The 18051-nt window shown below is 32.3% G+C and carries 17 protein-coding genes; 12 read left to right on the top strand and 5 right to left on the bottom strand.

Annotated features, from left to right (window positions below; all coding sequences use genetic code 11):
• Positions 1-42 precede the first annotated feature (42 nt).
• Both J1D01_RS09385 and J1D01_RS09380 read left to right on the top strand, forming a co-directional pair.
• Entirely contained in the window at positions 43-537 is a 495-nt protein-coding gene (locus tag J1D01_RS09385) for a hypothetical protein (RefSeq protein ID WP_421150644.1), read from the top strand.
• 2 nt (positions 538-539) lie between these two features.
• Positions 540-1919, top strand: a complete 1380-nt coding sequence (locus J1D01_RS09380) for a M64 family metallopeptidase (protein WP_421150643.1) — start codon at positions 540-542, stop codon at positions 1917-1919.
• Here the strand turns inward: J1D01_RS09380 and J1D01_RS09375 are convergent.
• Entirely contained in the window at positions 1916-2437 is a 522-nt protein-coding gene (locus tag J1D01_RS09375) for a DUF4136 domain-containing protein (protein WP_372935027.1), read from the bottom strand. The genes J1D01_RS09380 and J1D01_RS09375 overlap by 4 nt on opposite strands.
• 67 nt (positions 2438-2504) lie before the next feature.
• Here J1D01_RS09375 and J1D01_RS09370 point away from each other — a divergent pair, with 67 nt between their 5' ends.
• On the top strand, positions 2505-3599 hold the full coding sequence (locus J1D01_RS09370; RefSeq protein WP_421150642.1) for an alpha/beta hydrolase family protein: 1095 nt from the start codon (positions 2505-2507) through the stop codon (positions 3597-3599).
• A 4-nt stretch (positions 3600-3603) separates the two neighbouring features.
• Here J1D01_RS09370 and obgE read toward each other — a convergent pair whose 3' ends face one another.
• Both obgE and J1D01_RS09360 read right to left on the bottom strand, forming a co-directional pair.
• A complete protein-coding gene (gene obgE / locus J1D01_RS09365) occupies positions 3604-4602 on the bottom strand; it encodes a GTPase ObgE (RefSeq protein WP_372935031.1) in 999 nt (332 codons plus the stop codon).
• Between the two features lie 81 nt (positions 4603-4683).
• Positions 4684-5793, bottom strand: coding sequence for an adenylate kinase (locus J1D01_RS09360; RefSeq protein WP_372935033.1), 1110 nt, complete (start codon positions 5791-5793; stop codon positions 4684-4686).
• 267 nt (positions 5794-6060) lie between these two features.
• On the opposite strand from J1D01_RS09360, the gene J1D01_RS09355 reads away from it, so the two are divergent.
• From J1D01_RS09355 to J1D01_RS09335, 5 genes are all read left to right on the top strand, one after another.
• A complete protein-coding gene (locus J1D01_RS09355; RefSeq protein ID WP_421150641.1) occupies positions 6061-7215 on the top strand; it encodes a 5-(carboxyamino)imidazole ribonucleotide synthase in 1155 nt (384 codons plus the stop codon).
• A gap of 2 nt (positions 7216-7217) precedes the next feature.
• Positions 7218-7700, top strand: a complete 483-nt coding sequence (gene purE, locus J1D01_RS09350; RefSeq protein WP_372935037.1) for a 5-(carboxyamino)imidazole ribonucleotide mutase — start codon at positions 7218-7220, stop codon at positions 7698-7700.
• Between the two features lie 154 nt (positions 7701-7854).
• Positions 7855-9894 (top strand): M3 family metallopeptidase, encoded by a 2040-nt coding sequence (locus tag J1D01_RS09345; protein WP_421150640.1) that lies wholly within the window; start codon positions 7855-7857, stop codon positions 9892-9894.
• A 112-nt stretch (positions 9895-10006) separates the two neighbouring features.
• Positions 10007-10558, top strand: a complete 552-nt coding sequence (locus tag J1D01_RS09340; protein WP_372935041.1) for a sigma-70 family RNA polymerase sigma factor — start codon at positions 10007-10009, stop codon at positions 10556-10558.
• 2 nt (positions 10559-10560) lie between these two features.
• Positions 10561-10824: a hypothetical protein gene (locus tag J1D01_RS09335; RefSeq protein ID WP_372935043.1), complete on the top strand. Its 264-nt coding sequence runs from the start codon at positions 10561-10563 to the stop codon at positions 10822-10824.
• On the opposite strand, the gene J1D01_RS09330 is transcribed toward J1D01_RS09335, so the two are convergent.
• Positions 10821-11654, bottom strand: a complete 834-nt coding sequence (locus J1D01_RS09330; RefSeq protein WP_421150639.1) for a hypothetical protein — start codon at positions 11652-11654, stop codon at positions 10821-10823. The genes J1D01_RS09335 and J1D01_RS09330 overlap by 4 nt on opposite strands.
• Positions 11655-11774: 120 nt before the next feature.
• Here J1D01_RS09330 and gcvP point away from each other — a divergent pair, with 120 nt between their 5' ends.
• The 4 genes from gcvP to J1D01_RS09310 all read left to right on the top strand — a co-directional run bounded on the left by gcvP (position 11775) and on the right by J1D01_RS09310 (position 17231).
• Complete coding sequence (gene gcvP / locus J1D01_RS09325; RefSeq protein WP_421150638.1) at positions 11775-14624, top strand: aminomethyl-transferring glycine dehydrogenase; 2850 nt, start codon at positions 11775-11777, stop codon at positions 14622-14624.
• Positions 14625-14728: 104 nt separating this feature from the next.
• Positions 14729-15787, top strand: coding sequence for a 3-oxoacyl-ACP synthase III family protein (locus J1D01_RS09320; RefSeq protein ID WP_421150637.1), 1059 nt, complete (start codon positions 14729-14731; stop codon positions 15785-15787).
• Between the two features lie 8 nt (positions 15788-15795).
• Positions 15796-16335 carry a methyltransferase gene (locus tag J1D01_RS09315; protein ID WP_372935051.1) on the top strand — a complete coding sequence of 180 codons (540 nt, stop codon included), beginning with the start codon at positions 15796-15798 and terminating at the stop codon, positions 16333-16335.
• 44 nt (positions 16336-16379) lie between these two features.
• On the top strand, positions 16380-17231 hold the full coding sequence (locus J1D01_RS09310) for a glycosyltransferase family 2 protein (RefSeq protein WP_372935053.1): 852 nt from the start codon (positions 16380-16382) through the stop codon (positions 17229-17231).
• Positions 17232-17241: 10 nt separating this feature from the next.
• On the opposite strand, the gene J1D01_RS09305 is transcribed toward J1D01_RS09310, so the two are convergent.
• Positions 17242-18051: a DNA/RNA non-specific endonuclease gene (locus J1D01_RS09305; protein WP_421150636.1), complete on the bottom strand. Its 810-nt coding sequence runs from the start codon at positions 18049-18051 to the stop codon at positions 17242-17244.

Genomic DNA, 18051 nt, shown 5'->3' with positions numbered 1-18051 from the left:
GATTAAATTTGTAGCAGATTTGCCCCAAAATCTATTGCGTTTATGAAAAGGCCCTTTACTTTCAAAGTATTATTTCCTCTAGTTTTATTATTCCTTGTGGCTTGCGGTGGGCATAAACAAGTTACCAACAACACCATTCCTATTACCAAAAACGCCAAACTATTATTTATTAATTATACCATAGAGGACCAAGGAGAACTTAAAGTTGTAAACTTAATTAATAAGAAAATCACAGATGGTGTGGTTAAAATTAAAAACCATAATTTTGTAAGCGAGCCCAAAACTAATGATATTAAATGTGTTCAATTGGATAAAAATCACAAAGAAATTCACGTTGATTACCTTTCTAATCCATTAATAAAATTTACAGAAAGTTTAAATGACTCTCTTCAATTTTCAAGACAAAAACAGGTGTTAAAAAAAGCTCCTATTTCATTAAAATTACAACTGCATCCTAATGCTCATTATTTAAGCTTGTTTTTAATCACCAAAGGCAAAAGAAACACAAATGAACTCATAACTACAAAATTGAATTAAAAATGAAAAAGGCTGTTATTCATCTCTTTTTAATTCTAACAAACATTATAAACGCCCAAATTTTTGATGTAGAAGCCATAAAAATTACTGGTGATGATGATAAACGTATAAACCTTGTTATTTTAAGTGAAGGCTACCAAGAAAGTGAGTTAAGCAATTTTATTTCAGATGCGCAAACTTTTACCTCAACTATGTTTGCAGAGCCTCCTTTTTCAAATTATTCCAATTATTTTAATGTTTATGCTATAAAAGTACCATCTAACGAAAGTGGTGCCGATAGACCTTCAACTAACACCTATGTAGATACATATTTTAATGCTACTTACGAAGCTTTTGGGAAAGAGTATTTACTTTATTACGAAGTTGATGGTTATAGTGCCAATAACACCGAAGCCAAAATATTTAGTGTTTTAGCCGACAATACGCCAAATTACGACGTAGGACTTATTTTGGTAAATTCTCCCGATTACGGTGGTAGTGGCGGTAGTTTTCCAATGGCTTACAATGGAGATTGGGGAAACAATGTAATTATGCATGAGATTGGACACTCGCTTTTCGATTTAAAAGATGAATATTATCCTGGAGATGAATTGGCAGCCGAAGCCATAAATATGACTCAAGAAACCAACCCAACTTTAGTAAAATGGAAAAACTGGATAAACACAAACAATGTTGGTGTTTATCAATATACCTGTGATACTGGAAACTGTGCAGATTGGTATAAACCACACCAAAATTGCATTATGGAGAAAATAGACAAAGGGTTCTGCTCGGTTTGTAAAGAAGGCATCATTGCAAAAATTCATGAATTAGTGTCTCCTATTGATAGTTATACTCCTATTTCTAGCACTGTTGAAGTCTCTAATTTCCCTATTGATTTCAGTCTTAATTTAATTAAACCCAACCCCAATACTTTAGTAAGTGTTTGGACTCTAAACAATAGTGTTTTTGCGAATAATTTAGATGAAATTTCTTTAAATGAAACTAATCTAGCTGAAGGTGAAAACACACTTACAGCTGCAATTACAGACAACACAAGCCTTGTTAGAATTAACAATTACGAAACCATAAATGTACATACAATAACCTGGACCATCAATTATGCTTCTTTAGGAATTGAAGATATATCTAGTAAAGAAAACAGTTTTAAAATTAAGATGTTCCCTAATCCAACCAGTACTTTTTTAAACTTTAAAATTGAAAGCGAAAACCAATCAAACTTTAAAGTAGATTTGGTTAGTATTGATGGCAAAAAAGTAAAAACAGCTACAATAAACACTATTTCAAAAATTAATATTAGTCAGCTAAATTCTGGAATTTATCTAGCCAATATTTATGCAAATAATGTTTTAATTGCCACCAAAAAAGTGGTGAAACTCTAAGATTTAGGCGGATACCCTGCCAACACCTTTTCTGCAATAGCCTTTAAACGCTCTTCTCTATTTTCTGGCGATGCATTTACATTAAAACTAGCCTCACTAACGGCTTGCCAAAACAACCCCTTACCGTTTTCATCAACAAAATCAATAGTTATTTGCCTGTTTACATTAGTACCTCCTACAGGAATACCAATAGATACACCGCCACCCATATTACGGCCACCACCACCTAAGCCAACACCAACGGTTTGTCTAGGAGTTCCTTGAAATTCAATACTTCTAATATCAATTAAAAAGTCTGGATTTTCAGAAATCGTCAACCCTAAACTAGCCATTTTTGTATCTATGGCATCTAACAAACGTTTGGTATCTAATTCACTCAACCCCGTCTCCATATCGCCATAATACTGGTAAGTTTTATATTTTGAAAAATCTGTTGTTCTATCAAAATCATAATTTACTTGAATAGGAGCACAACCAACAAAAAGCAAAACAATTAATACAATTTTAAATGATTTCATCTTCGTTATTTTTTTTGATTAAATTTAATCAAAAATTATTCCTTTTATTAATTAGCACCCAAAAGAAATGAAATCTATATTCCACTTATTTTTATTTATTCTATTTTCTACAAATATAACGGCCCAAAACAAGCGCCCTCAAGAACCCAAAAAACCGTTTAACTATATTGTAGAAGAAGTTTCTTTTGTTAACAACAAAGCTAATGGTATTAAACTTGCTGGTACTTTAACAATTCCTAAAAACAACAAAAAACCACCCGTTGCTATTTTAATTAGTGGCTCTGGACCGCAAGACAGAGATGAAACATTATTTAGGCATAAACCATTTTTAGTGTTAGCCGATTTTTTAACAAATAATGGTATTGCTGTTTTAAGATATGACGATAGAGGTACCGCAAAATCTGAAGGAGATTTTGAAAATGCCACATCTTTTGATTTTGCTACAGATGTTGAAACTGCCATTAATTATATTAAAAGTAGAAAGGAGTTTGAAAAATCTAAAATAGGATTAATTGGTCATAGCGAAGGCGGTTTAATTGCCCCCATAGTAACCTCTAGAAATAATGATGTTTCCTTTAATGTTCTTCTTGCTGGCACTGGAGTATTAGGACGCGAAGTTTTAGAATCTCAGGCGTGGGCAATGGCTAAAAAATCTGGTGCAACTCAAACTGTACTAGAATTTAACAAATCACTAACCAACAAACTATATGATGTTATAATTACAGAAAATGATTTTAGTAAAGTTGAAGCCAAAGCAAAAGATTCTCTAACTGCTTTTAAAGAACAATTAGTTAAGGATAAAAGTCCGTTTTCGGTATATGTTACAGATGCATTAATAAATCAAGTTTCTGGAATGGGAAAAAGCAAATGGATGTGCACATTTATTAAAACCAACCCTCAAGATTACTTAAAAAAAGTAACATGCCCCGTTTTAGCTCTTAATGGTAGTAAGGATTTACAAGTTTTACCAGAATTAAATTTAGGTGGTATTGAATCTGCTTTAAAAGAAAACCCCGATGTTACAATTAAGGAATTAGAAGGATTAAATCATTTATTTCAAACAGCAGAAACAGGGCTTGTAAGCGAATACAAAACTATAGAAGAAACATTTTCTTTAACTGCTTTGGCAATAATAAAAGATTGGATTTTAGAACGATTTTAAATGCTTAATCATTTAACATTTTCCATAAAGCATCTTTTAGCGGTTGAATTCCCTGTTGTGCTACCGAAGAAATAAACAAATAAGGTATTGGGAGTTCATTGTCTAATTCTTGTTTCAACTCTGCCTTAAGTTCATCATCTAACATATCGCTTTTTGAAATAGCAATAAGTCTTTCCTTGTCTAGCATTTCAGGATTATAACGCCTTAGTTCATCTAATAAAATGTCGTATTGCTTCTTAATATCTTCAGCATCTGCAGGAATTAAAAATAACAAGACAGAATTTCTTTCAATATGGCGTAAAAAGTAATGCCCTAGCCCCTTCCCTTCTGCAGCACCTTCTATTATCCCTGGAATATCGGCCATTACAAAGGTTTGAAAATCCCTATATTCTACAATACCTAAATTAGGCTTTAAGGTAGTAAACTCGTAATCGGCTATTTTTGGTTTTGCAGACGTAATTACAGAAAGTAGCGTAGATTTCCCGGCATTTGGAAAGCCCACTAAACCAACATCTGCCAATACTTTTAATTCTAAAGTAATGTACTTTTCTTCTAAAGGTAAACCAGGTTGTGCATAACGTGGTGTTTGGTTTGTAGCCGATTTAAAATGCCAGTTTCCTAAGCCACCTTTACCACCTTCAGCAATTATTTGCTCTTCGCCATCTTCAGTTATTTCTAAAATAATTTCATTGGTTTCAGTATCGCGAACTACGGTTCCTAAAGGCACATCAATATAAACATCTTCACCATCGGCTCCAGTGCTTCGACTTTTACTACCATGACCACCATGACCGGCTCTAATATGCTTTTTAAACTTTAAATGGAATAGTGTCCAAAGGTTAGAATTTCCTCTAAGAATTACATGCCCTCCACGACCACCATCACCCCCGTCGGGTCCGCCTTTGGTTATATATTTTTCACGGTGTAAATGTACAGACCCTTTACCTCCGTTTCCAGACGCTACATAAATCTTTACGTAATCAACAAAATTACCTTCAGTCATTATTGTGTTTATTTGTTAATTCGTGGATTTGTTTATTCGATTTTTTTTAAGCTATACGAATAAACAAATAAACGCAACCAACTATAATTTATCTATAACACTACTTAAACGTACTGTTATATCTTCTATACTTCCTACGCCATCAACACCAAAGTATTTATTTTGTGCAGAATAATAATCTTTTAAAATGGCTGTTTTGCTGTAGTATTCTTTTATTCGGTTTCTAATAATAGATTCATCTGCGTCATCTGCTCTACCACTAGTTTCTCCTCTTTTTAAAAGACGTTTAACCAAAACCTCATCATCAACTTCAAGAGCTACCATGGCACTAATTTCAGAATCTTTTGTATCCATTAATTCATCTAATGCTTTGGCTTGTGCATTGGTACGTGGGAAACCATCAAAGATAAATCCATTTGCATCGGTATTTTTTTCAACCTCTGCATTTAACATATCAATAGTAACTTGATCTGGCACCAACTCTCCTTTATCTATATAAGATTTAGCCAACATTCCTAAAGCAGTTTCGTTTTTAATATTAAATCTAAAAACATCTCCTGTTGAAATGTGTACTAAATTATATTTTTCTTTTAAAAATTCTGCTTGCGTTCCTTTTCCTGCTCCTGGAGGGCCAAATAGCACTAAATTTGTCATGTGTTGTGTTTCTTTTATTTGATATACTTCTGGTAAATCTCTTCCTAAATTATCATAGTCTAGTCCGTAACCAACTATAAATTTGTCTGGAATTTCAATACCTATATAATGTAGTTTAAAATCTTTTTTATATGCTTCGGGTTTGTAAAAAAGCGTTGCTATTTTAAGCGTTTTCACTTTTTCATGTTCAAAAATACGATGTACTTCTGCTAAGGTTTTTCCTGTATCAATAATGTCTTCAAGAATAATAACAGTTCTTCCTGTAAGATCTTGTGTAAGCCCTATTAACCTTTGAATGTCATCTGAAGATTTTAAACCTTCGTAAGATGCTAACTTAATAAATTGTACTTCGCAAGGTTTGGGGTATTTTTTAACAAAATCACTTGTTAACATAAAAGACCCATTTAAAATACCCACAAATACGGGTATTTCATCTCCAACATCGTTAGCAATTTCAGTTACTAATTTATCAATGGCTTTATCTATTTCTGCTGCAGAAATAAAAGGCTTAAAATATTTATCATGTAATTTTATCACCCTAAACTTGTTTTAAAAATGCAAAGATAATCAATAGATTAAGTAATACCATTTTTTGATTTATCTTTTCTAACCAAATTTCATATTTAAGTGTATTTTTTTCTGTAAGAAACTAAATTCTATTTCAGAAAACACAAAATTTTATTTTAGAGGGGTAATTACTTCGTTAAAGCCTGATTTTTTTCATTTATTTTTATGAATATAGGAATGAAAAAATTCATGTACTTTTGCATTACTTTAAAACAGTTTCTGTAAAAAACAGTATGAATGAACTACTTTTCTTCTAACTTTAAACTTGGCATCCTTGGTGGTGGGCAATTAGGTAAAATGTTGCTTTATAACACCAGAAAATTTGATATAAACACTTCTGTAATGGATTCGAGTAATGAAGCGCCATGTAAAATTGCTTGTAATGAATTTACGCTTGGAGATTTAATGGATTATGATGCTGTTTACAATTTTGGCAAACAAGTAGATGTTTTAACCATTGAAATAGAAAATGTAAATGTTGATGCTCTTGAAGATTTAGAAAAGGAAGGTGTAAAAGTTTATCCTTCATCTAAAACGCTAAGAACCATTCAAAACAAAGCAAAACAAAAGCTATTTTATGTAGATAACGATATTCCTACTGCACCTTTTTCTCGTTTCGCCTATACTTCAGAAATTAAAGAAGCTATAAATCATGGTGGATTAAGTTTGCCTTTTGTATGGAAAAGTGCACAATTTGGATATGACGGACAAGGGGTCAAAATTGTTAGAACTATTGAAGATTTACAAGGGTTACCAAATGTTGAGTGTATTGCAGAAAACTTAGTGCCTTTTAAAAATGAGTTGGCAGTTATTGTTGCTAGAAATGTTTCTGGTGAAACTAAAAGCTATCCTGTTGTTGAAATGGAATTTCACCCAGAAGCCAACCAAGTTGAATATGTCATTTGTCCTGCCAGAATTGATGAAAATATAGCTAAAAAAGCTGAAGCCATAGCCTTAAAAGTTTCAAAAGCCTTTAATCATGTAGGGCTATTGGCTGTTGAAATGTTTCAAACAAAAGATGATGATATTTTAGTAAATGAAGTTGCTCCAAGACCTCACAACTCTGGTCACCAAACTATTGAAGCGAGTTACACGTCTCAATTTGAACAACATTTACGAGCCATTTTAGATTTGCCCCTAGGCAGAACCGATAGTAAAGTTGGTGGCGTTATGGTAAATTTGGTTGGAGCCGAAGGTTACACAGGTAATGTAGTTTACAAAAACATTGAAACCATTATGGCAATGGATGGTGTTACGCCACATATTTATGGAAAACAACAAACCAGACCATTTAGAAAAATGGGACACGTTACCATTGTAAATGAAGACCTAAATGAAGCAAGACGTATTGCAGAAGAAGTGAAAAAATCTATTAAAGTTATAAGCAAATAATTATGAGCAAAGTAGGCGTAATTATGGGAAGTAAAAGTGATCTTCCTGTTATGCAAGATGCTATAGACATCTTAAAAGGATTTGATATAGAAGTTGAAGTAGATATTGTTTCTGCTCACCGTACACCAGAAAAACTATTTGATTATGGCAAGAACGCTCATACCAAAGGTTTTGCTGTAATTATTGCTGGTGCAGGTGGTGCCGCTCATTTACCAGGTATGATAGCTTCTCTTTCTCCACTGCCTGTTATTGGAGTTCCTGTAAAAAGCAGCAACTCTATTGATGGTTGGGATTCTGTTTTATCTATTTTACAAATGCCCGGTGGTGTTCCCGTTGCTACAGTTGCTTTAAATGGCGCAAAAAACGCTGGTATTTTAGCAGCGCAAATTATTGCAACTTCAGATAAATGTGTATTAGACAAAATTATAGCCTATAAAGAAGGTCTTAAAATAAAAGTAAACCAATCTGCAAAAGATTTACAATAAAAAAACCTCGAGTATACTCGAGGTTTTCTAGCTATTAACATATAATTCTTATGAGTTAGTCACTCTTAAAAATTCAAGTGGCAAATATATACGAAATATATTATGTGCGCATAACAAATTTTAAATTTTAACATATTCTTCACAAAACATAACAATGTCATACAACATATTACTAAATCCTTTCAAAACGTCATACAATACAGCTCCATTTTCAAAAATTAAAGACGACTACTTTTTACCTTCTTTTAAAGAGGCCATAAATAAAGCTAAAGCCGAAATTGACAGTATTACAAATAACCCAGAAGCACCAACATTTAAAAACACTATTGAAGCTTTAGAATTTTCAGGTGAACAGTTAGATAGAATTTCTAGTATATTTTTCAACCTAAACTCTGCCGAAACCAATGAAACTATTCAAAAAATAGCTCAAGAGGTTTCTCCATTATTATCAGAATTTAGTAATGACATTACTTTAAACGAAAAGTTGTTTAAACGTGTTAAAGCAGTTTATAACTCTAAAAACAAATTAAACTTAACTACCGAGCAAAAAACTCTTTTAGATAAAAAATATAAAAGTTTTTCTAGAAATGGCGCTAACCTTCCTGAAGACAAAAAAGAAAAACTCAGAGAAATAGATAAAAAATTAAGCAAACTAAAACTAACCTTTGGAGAAAACTTACTTGCCGAAACCAACAAGTTTGAAATGCTTATTACCAATGAAGATGATTTATCGGGTTTACCCGATGGTGCTAAAGAAGCAGCAAAACAACTAGCCGAATCTAAACAAAAAGAAGGCTGGCTATTTACCTTAGACTACCCAAGCTACATACCCTTTATAACCTATGCAGACAACAGAGAATTAAGAAAAAAAATAACACTTGCAGCCGGAAGCAAAGGTTTTAAAAATGATGATTTAGACAATCAAAACATTGTTCTTGAAATTGTAAAATTACGCCATGAGCGTGCAAACCTTTTAGGTTACAAAACCCATGCTCATTTTGTATTAGAAGAACGCATGGCAGAAACACCAGAAAACGTTGAAAGTTTTTTAAATGAATTATTAGAAAAAGCAAAACCTGCTGCCAAAAAAGAATTTAAAAACTTAAGCGAATTTGCAAAAGAACTTGATGGTATAGATGAACTTCAAAAGTGGGATGGAGCTTACTATTCTGAAAAACTAAAACAAAAACTTTTTAGTTTAGATGATGAGCTATTAAAACCCTATTTTAAACTAGAAAATGTAATTGATGGCGCTTTTACCGTTGCTAATAAATTATTCGATTTAAATTTTGAAGAAATTAACACTATTGATAAATATCATGAAGATGTTATGACTTATAAAGTTACCAATACTGACGGTGACTTTATAGCTATTTTTTATGCAGATTTCTTCCCTAGACCAGGAAAAAGAAACGGTGCGTGGATGACGTCTTTTAAGCCTCAGTATATAAAAAACGGAGAAAACTCAAGACCACACGTATCTATTGTATGTAACTTCACCAAACCTACAAAAAGTAAACCATCACTTTTAACTTTTAATGAAGTTACTACCCTTTTTCATGAGTTCGGTCATGCTTTACACGGTATGCTTGCCAACACCTCTTATCCAAGTTTATCTGGAACTAGTGTCTATTGGGATTTTGTAGAATTACCAAGCCAAATAATGGAAAACTGGTGTTATGAAAAAGAGGCGTTAGAGTTATTTGCAAAACATTATGAAACTAGTGAATTGATTCCAATGGACTTAATTAAAAAAATTAAAGAATCGGCCACCTTTAATGAAGGTATGCAAACCTTACGTCAATTAAGTTTTGGTTTATTAGATATGAGTTGGCATGCTAACCCAAACCCAGAACAAATTACTTCTGTTAAAGCTCATGAAACTAAGGCTTTCAGCAGCACTAAATTATATCCTGATGTTGAAAATAATTGTATGAGTACTGCTTTTGCACATATTTTTCAAGGCGGTTATTCCTCTGGTTACTACAGCTACAAATGGGCAGAAGTTTTAGATGCAGACGCTTTTGAATATTTTAAAGAAGCTGGTATTTTTAACAAGGAAGTAGCCAGTAAATTTAAAAATAACGTGCTATCTCAAGGAGGTACAGAAAATCCTATGACGCTTTACAAACGTTTTAGAGGACAAGAACCAAAACCAGAAGCCCTATTAAAACGTGCTGGATTATTAAAATAAAAAGCGCTTAAAAACATATATTTATCTATCATAATTTTATTCATCTAGTCAATATGAATTTTAAATGAAAAAAATCATGTATTTTTGATATTATATAACAATTGTATAGACAATGCCCAACCATCAAATTAATCCAAATACATGGATCGATTTATATTCTGATTACTTGTACAACTACACCATTACAAGAGTTAGTGACAAAGAAGTAGCTCAAGATTTAGTACAAGATACTTTTTTAGCGGGCTTAAAGTCAATGAAAAACTTTAAAGGAGAAGCTAGTGAACGCACGTGGCTAATATCTATCTTAAAAAGAAAAATTATTGACCACTATAGAAAAATTAATTCTAATAAAGGAAAAGCCGAAGTTAGAATTAATTATAAGGACGACGAAACTGAAGGCGATTGGTTAGAAGAGCGTGTTGCAGACCCCTACGACAAAACTGCAGAAGACACTATGCAAAACAGTGAACTTGGAGAGGCCATTTATAACTGCTTAGATAAGCTCCCTAAAAAGCAAGCTGAAATTTTTAAAATGAAAACAATACAAGGGTTTGAAACCGAAGTTATTTGTAATGAACTTAATATTACAGCGTCTAACCTTTGGGTAATTATTCATAGAGCACGTACAGCTATGGCAAGTTGCCTAAAAGAAAATTGGTTTTAATAATGAAGAAAAAAAGTTTTTTATTTATAAGCTGCGAAGAAGCTCAACTTATATGTGATAAAGCGCAGTACAATGAAGCTAGTTTATGGGAAAAAATAAAACTCAGTATTAGACTCTCTTACTGCAAGATCACCAAAACCTATTATAAAAACAACACCATGTTAACAAAAACAATAAAAGAATCTAAAGTTAAATGCTTAGACCCTAATTGTAAAAAAAACATGAAAAAAGAGCTAGATAAAGCTATTAAAGAGCAAGTAGACTAATTAATCAATAAAAGTAATATTAACCATAAAACGGGTATTCCTTCAACCCAAAAAGAACTATAATATTTCCCTTGATTTATTTTTGCAAACCACAAAGCAATTAGCGTACATAAATTAATTAACACCATTACTAGTAAGAGTTTTAATGACATTTCGTCTTTAAAAAATTCTAAAAAAAAGATACTTACTAAAATTAAAGAACCTATAATTTTTGTTTTATTAATACCAATCTTTTGAGGAATAGTAGATAATTTAAGATTATCAAACTTTAAATCTCTAATTTCAAACGGAAACATTAAAACAATAATATACAAATAGCGCTGAAAGCCTGTTATAAAAACATCTACACTTAAATTCATGTCATTATTAATAAATGGTGTTAAAACAGTAACCCCGCTCCACACTAATGCTATTAAATAAATTTTTAGCCCGCCAATACTTCTTAAATTTTGTTTCTTATCAACAAAAAAATGTTTAGGCAAAAAAGGAATAGCGTAAAAAAAAGTAACTAAGCCAAAGCCTAAAATATATAACAATGTTTTTGTGTTTAACTTTAAAGCATAAAAAAGCATGAAAATGAAACAGAAAAATGAAAAAACCTGAATAGCTTTTAACCAACTAGCCAACCCCCTATGATGAAACTTTGCAATTCCGTAATACTTGACAAAATTATACCCTGTTACAGAAGAAAAAAACATAAAAAACAATAGATTTTCATCAAATGGTATTTCATACTCAATTAGGGTAACCCAGGTCAGCGAACATACCGCTAAAGACACATGAATACTACTATTTATATAAAAGTTTAAAAATTGCTTCAAAAGAGTCATTAGACAAAAATAAACAAACTGTTAATAACGTTGCTAAATGGTTAAAAACTTTCATATTTAAGAAATAAACAACATTAAATATTACGTATTTTTGCGGTTTAAATTACAAATTGTTACTAAATGAATACAAACGCTTTTGCACTGCGTCATATAGGTCCTAATGAAAAAGACCAAAAAGAAATGTTAGAAACTTTAGGTTTAGATTCTTTAGACCAACTTATTTACGAAACCGTACCAGATGACATTAAATTAAAAAAAGGTTTAAATTTAGATGAACCTATGACAGAGCATGAGTATTTGCTTCATATTCATGATTTATCTAAAAAAAATAAAGCCTATAAAACATATATAGGGTTAGGATATCACCCAACTGTAATGCCTGCAGTTATCCAACGAAACATACTAGAAAACCCAGGATGGTATACCGCATATACACCCTATCAAGCTGAAATTGCTCAAGGTAGATTAGAAGCCCTTTTAAATTTCCAAACTATGGTCATTGAACTTACTGGAATGGAAATTGCTAATGCCTCTTTATTAGATGAAAGTACCGCTGCTGCAGAAGCCATGAGTTTATTATTTTCAGTAAGAGATAGAGCTCAAAAAAAAGCTGATATTAATAAGTTTTTTGTTTCAGAAAATATCTTACCACAAACCCTTTCTTTACTAGAAACAAGAGCTAATCCTATTGGTATTGAATTAGTTGTTGGAGATGAAAAAAGCTTTGAGTTTTCTTCTGAATATTTTGGTGCTATACTTCAATACCCAGGTAGAGATGGCCAAATAACAGACATTAAGTCTTTTATTGAAAAAGCCAAAGAAGCTCAAATTAAAGTAGCAGTAGCGGCTGATATTTTAAGTTTAGTAAAACTTGAAGCACCTGGTAATTTTGGAGCCGATGTGGTGCTTGGAACTACCCAACGTTTTGGTATACCAATGGGTTATGGCGGGCCACATGCAGCATACTTTGCTACCAAAGAAGCCTATAAAAGAGATATACCCGGACGTATTATTGGCGTTACAAAAGATGCTAATGGCAACAGAGCGTTACGTATGGCTTTACAAACACGAGAACAACATATTAAACGGGATAGAGCTACATCTAACATCTGTACTGCTCAAGTATTATTAGCGGTTATGGCTAGCATGTATGCCGTTTATCATGGACCAAAAGGCTTAAAATTTATAGCTAATAAAATTCATAATAAAACTTCTAAACTTGCCGAAGTTTTAGAAAGTTTTGGTTATAAACAAGTAAATACATCATTCTTTGACACGCTTCAAATAAAAACCAAAGCTAGAAAGATTAAAAAAATTGCCACCAGAAAAAAAGTGAACCTTTGTTATCCTGACAAAGACACGGTTACAATTTCAATAAACGAAACCACTTCAATAAGAGATATAAATTATTTAATTTCAATTTTTGCCGAAGCAGCCAACAAAGAAACCGTTGTAATATCTGAAGTAACTCCTGCTAATAATATTGACGCATATCTTCAAAGAAAATCAGGCTTTTTAGAACTAGATGTATTTAATAAATACCATTCTGAAACACAATTAATGCGTTATATAAAATCTTTAGAACGTAAAGATTTATCACTTAACCACTCTATGATTTCGTTAGGGTCATGTACTATGAAACTAAATGCCGCTTCTGAAATGCTACCATTAAGTTGGTTTAAATGGGGCAATATCCATCCGTTTGCACCAAAAAAACAAGCTAGAGGCTATCGTAGAGTTTTAAAAAAATTAGAAAATCAATTAACTGAAATAACTGGTTTTGCCGCTACATCATTACAACCAAACTCTGGTGCTCAAGGAGAATTTGCTGGTTTAATGGTTATAAAAGCATATCATGAATCTCGTAATGAAGGCCACAGAAACATTTGCCTAATACCTTCTTCTGCACACGGAACAAACCCAGCAAGCGCGGTTATGGCTGGTATGAAAGTAATAGTTACAAAATCTACTGATGAAGGCAACATTGATGTTGATGATTTACGAGAAAAAGCCATTAAACATAAAGACAATTTAGCTGCTTTAATGGTAACTTACCCGTCAACCCATGGTGTATATGAATCTGCTATTAAAGAAATCACTCAAATTATTCATGATAATGGTGGTCAAGTTTATATGGATGGTGCTAATATGAACGCTCAAGTTGGACTTACCAACCCAGGAAATATTGGTGCCGATGTTTGTCATTTAAACCTTCATAAAACGTTTGCTATTCCGCATGGTGGTGGTGGCCCTGGTGTTGGCCCCATTTGTGTTGCCAAACAATTAGCGCCTTTTTTACCCGGAAACCCAATATTTAAAACAGGTGGAGACAAGGCTATTACAGCTATTTCTGCAGCACCTTTTGGATCTGCTTTGGCTTGCTTAATTTCATACGGTTATATTAAAATGTTAGGAGCAGAAGGTTTAACACAGTCTACCAAAGTAGCTATTTTAAATGCCAATTATATTAAACATAGATTAGATGGTTATTACAACACTTTATATTCTGGTGAACGTGGTAGAGCAGCTCATGAAATGATTATAGATTGTAGACCTTTTAAAGCTAATGGTATTGAAGTTACTGATATTGCAAAACGATTAATGGACTATGGTTTTCATGCGCCAACCGTTTCATTTCCTGTAGCAGGAACTTTAATGATTGAACCTACCGAAAGTGAAAGCAAAGAAGAAATTGACAGATTCTGTGACGCTATGATTTCTATTAAAAAAGAAATAGATAGCGTAACTAAAGAAGACACTAATAACGTTTTAAAAAATGCACCTCACACACTTGATATGATAACTTCTAATGAATGGTATTTTCCATATACAAGAGAAGAAGCTGCCTTTCCGTTAGAATATATTAGAGATAATAAATTCTGGCCAAGTGTAAGGCGTGTTGATGATGCTTTTGGTGATAGGAATTTAGTATGCTCTTGTGCCCCTATTGAAGACTATATAGAGGCCTAATTTAGGCTGTTGAACATCGTAATAAAAACTACTATTTTTCTCATAGTTTATATAAAGCAAGTATCTTAGCAGGTAACTCAAATTTTAATAGTAAAAAACGTATTATGAACATTAAAATAACTGGTGTTGGCAGCTATATTCCTGACACCGTAGAAAAAAATGAAAGTTTTCATAATCATGAATTTTTAAATGCAGATGGTTCTACAATAAATGCCCCTAATGAAGTTATAGTTGAAAAATTCAAAGCCATTACAGGTATTGCAGAACGTCGTTATGCAAAATCACATCATAATTCTTCAGACCTAGGTTTCTTTGCTGCTGAAAAAGCTATTGAAGATGCCAACATAGATCCAGAAACTATAGATTACATTATTGTTGCGCATAATTTTGGTGATGTTAAACACAACACTATCCAAAGTGATATGTTACCGTCTTTAGCTACCAGAATTAAACATAGTTTAGGTATTAAAAACCCCAAATGTGTAGCTTTCGATATTTTATTTGGTTGCCCTGGTTGGATTGAAGGTGTTATTCATGCAAAAGCTTTTATTCAGTCTGGTATGGCAAAACGTTGCTTAGTAATTGGTACTGAAACCTTATCAAGAGTAGTAGACAAACACGATAGAGATTCTATGATTTTTTCTGATGGTGCCGGCGCTACAATTATTGAAGCTACTGAAGAAGAAGGTGGTATTTTAGCTTATGAAACTGCTAGTTATACCTATGACGAAGCTTATTATCTTTACTTTGGCAACTCTAATAACCCAGAGTTAAACCAAGACATCCGCTACATAAAAATGGACGGTCGTAAAATCTATGAATTTGCATTGGTTAATGTTCCTAAAGCCATGAAAACATGTTTAGACAATAGCGGTTATAGCATTAATGATGTTAAAAAAATATTTATTCATCAAGCCAATGAAAAAATGGATGAAGCTATTTTAAAACGCTTTTACAGACAATACAAAACAAAAATCCCTGAGCACATTATGCCTATGAGCATTCAAACTTTAGGTAACAGTTCTGTAGCTACTGTACCAACTTTATTTGATTTGGTAAAAAACAATAAATTAGAAAACCATAGTCTATCAAAAGGTGATGTTGTTATGTTTGCAAGTGTTGGCGCTGGCATGAATATAAATGCTATTGTATACAAATACTAGCCTAATAAATGTACGAAAAAAGCTTTCCTAACAAACGTTTTAAACATACTATTTCATTCTTAAAAAAGCATATTACTACTACTGAAACTATTTTAGATTTAGGTGTAGAAAATCCTTTTTCTAAAATTATGTTAGAACATGGATACAAGGTTAAAAATACTAGTGGTGAAGATTTAGATGAAGATGTAAGTAATATAAAAAACTCTGAAGCCAATGTAGTAACCGCTTTTGAAATCTTTGAACATTTACTGTCTCCATATACGGTTTTAAAAGAAATAAAGGCCAACAAATTGGTAGCAAGTATTCCGTTAAAATTGTGGTTTGCACCTGCCTATAAAAGTAAAACAGATAAATGGGACAGACATTATCATGAATTTGAAGATTGGCAGTTTGATTGGTTATTAGAAAAAACAGGATGGAAAATAATAGATAGCCAAAAATGGACCAACCCTACCAAAAAAATTGGTATTCGCCCTATTTTAAGATGGTTTACACCAAGATATTACATTGTGTACGCTAAAAGGGTTAACAAAGAACATCATAAATAACTCTAATTTTCTGTAATTGGAGTAATTTATTTTCAGTTTTAACTATGAATTTCTACATTGTAATACCTGCTCATAACGAAGAAAGTTCTATTGGCTTAACCCTAGATTCTTTAGTAAATCAAACCTTAAAACCAAAACAAATTGTAGTAGTTAATGATAATTCTACAGACAAAACTTTGGATATAGTTGAAGGCTATTCAACAAAATATAATTATATAAAACTAGTAAATTCAAAATCATCCAACCAACATTTACCTGGAACTAAAATCATAAATGCTTTTTACAAGGGCTATAATGTTTTAGATGAAGATTATGACGTAATTTGTAAGTTTGATGCCGACTTAATTTTTCCAGAAAATTACTTAAAACAATTAGCGCATCATTTTAAAAACAATGACCGTCTTGGAATGGCTTCTGGGTTTTGCTATATTAAAAAGAATAATGATTGGGCACTAGAAAATCTAACTAGAAAAGATCACATTCGCGGAGCGTTAAAAGCCTATAGAAAAGCTTGCTTTTTAGACATAGGAAAGCTAAAACCATCTATGGGGTGGGATACCGTTGATGAACTATTAGCTAAGTTTTACAACTGGGATATTTTAACAGACGAAAGTTTATGCGTAAAACACTTAAAACCAACAGGAGTAAGCTACAATAAGGCTTCTAAATACTTGCAAGGTGAAGCCATGTACAAAATGCGTTATGGTTTTGTAATAACTGTAATTTCTGCCCTAAAATTAGCTCTTAAAAAGAAAAGTTTTGAGTTATTTAAAGATTATATGGGTGGCTATTTTAAAGCCAAAAAGGAAAAACCCAAACAATTAGTTACCAAAGCGCAAGGTAAATTTATTAGACAATTACGTTGGAAAGGTATGCTTGGAAAACTAAAAAAATAAGGTATTAAAATTAATTAAACCCCCAACCTTTATAACTACTAGAGGCTTCTAACTTATTTTCTATAGCATCTTCTAATTCTGGAAAAAAATCTATTCCCGTTAGGTTTTCAACCTCATCAACAGACACTACAAATTCATATAATGGTTTATTAGAATCTTGATGGGGTATTAAAAAAGCAATCATTTTGGTTGAACCTGTATTGTTATCAATCAATACTTTATAAAATTGATTGGGAACTGAAACATTTTCACTACCTATAGTTTTCATATCACCTTTTAAAACACCTCCTGTTACTACAAAAACACCGTTGTACTTACTCGCCCAATAACGTACTTTTTGTTCTAACCTATTCCAAATACCTGCATTAAAGTCATGTTGTTGCGGACTAATATTACTGGTTAAAAAAGTTTCATCGTGCGCCTGTTTACTAAATTTCTTGTCGGCTGCAGGACATAAATGCCCCCTATCATAACCAGAACCTTTGTAATTACGCCAATGGGCAGCTCCTGTTTTAACCATTTCATCAACTTCAAAATAAGGTCTTTTAAAGTTGGTGTTAGATAACTGAGATTTTTTTAATTCATAAGCCACCCATTCGGCTTGTTCATGAGCTTCGTTATAAGATAAAGAATACCCGTTATGATGTATTATTTGTCCTGTAGTACTGGTTGGTAAAAAATACTCATTTGTATCTTTCTTTACCTTTTTACCTTCTGCAATAACTTGAGTTTGTTCTTCTTCTTCTAAAAAATATTCATAAGAAAAAGCTCCTACAAGAATTAAGATGGCCAATATAGAATAAAAGGTTTTTCTGCGCAT

Source organism: Seonamhaeicola sp. NFXS20, from assembly GCF_049132085.1.
In the GTDB taxonomy this organism is placed as follows: domain Bacteria; phylum Bacteroidota; class Bacteroidia; order Flavobacteriales; family Flavobacteriaceae; genus Seonamhaeicola.
The sequence above is the reverse complement of the archived record's forward strand: the minus strand, read 5'-3'. Positions and strand labels throughout refer to the sequence as shown.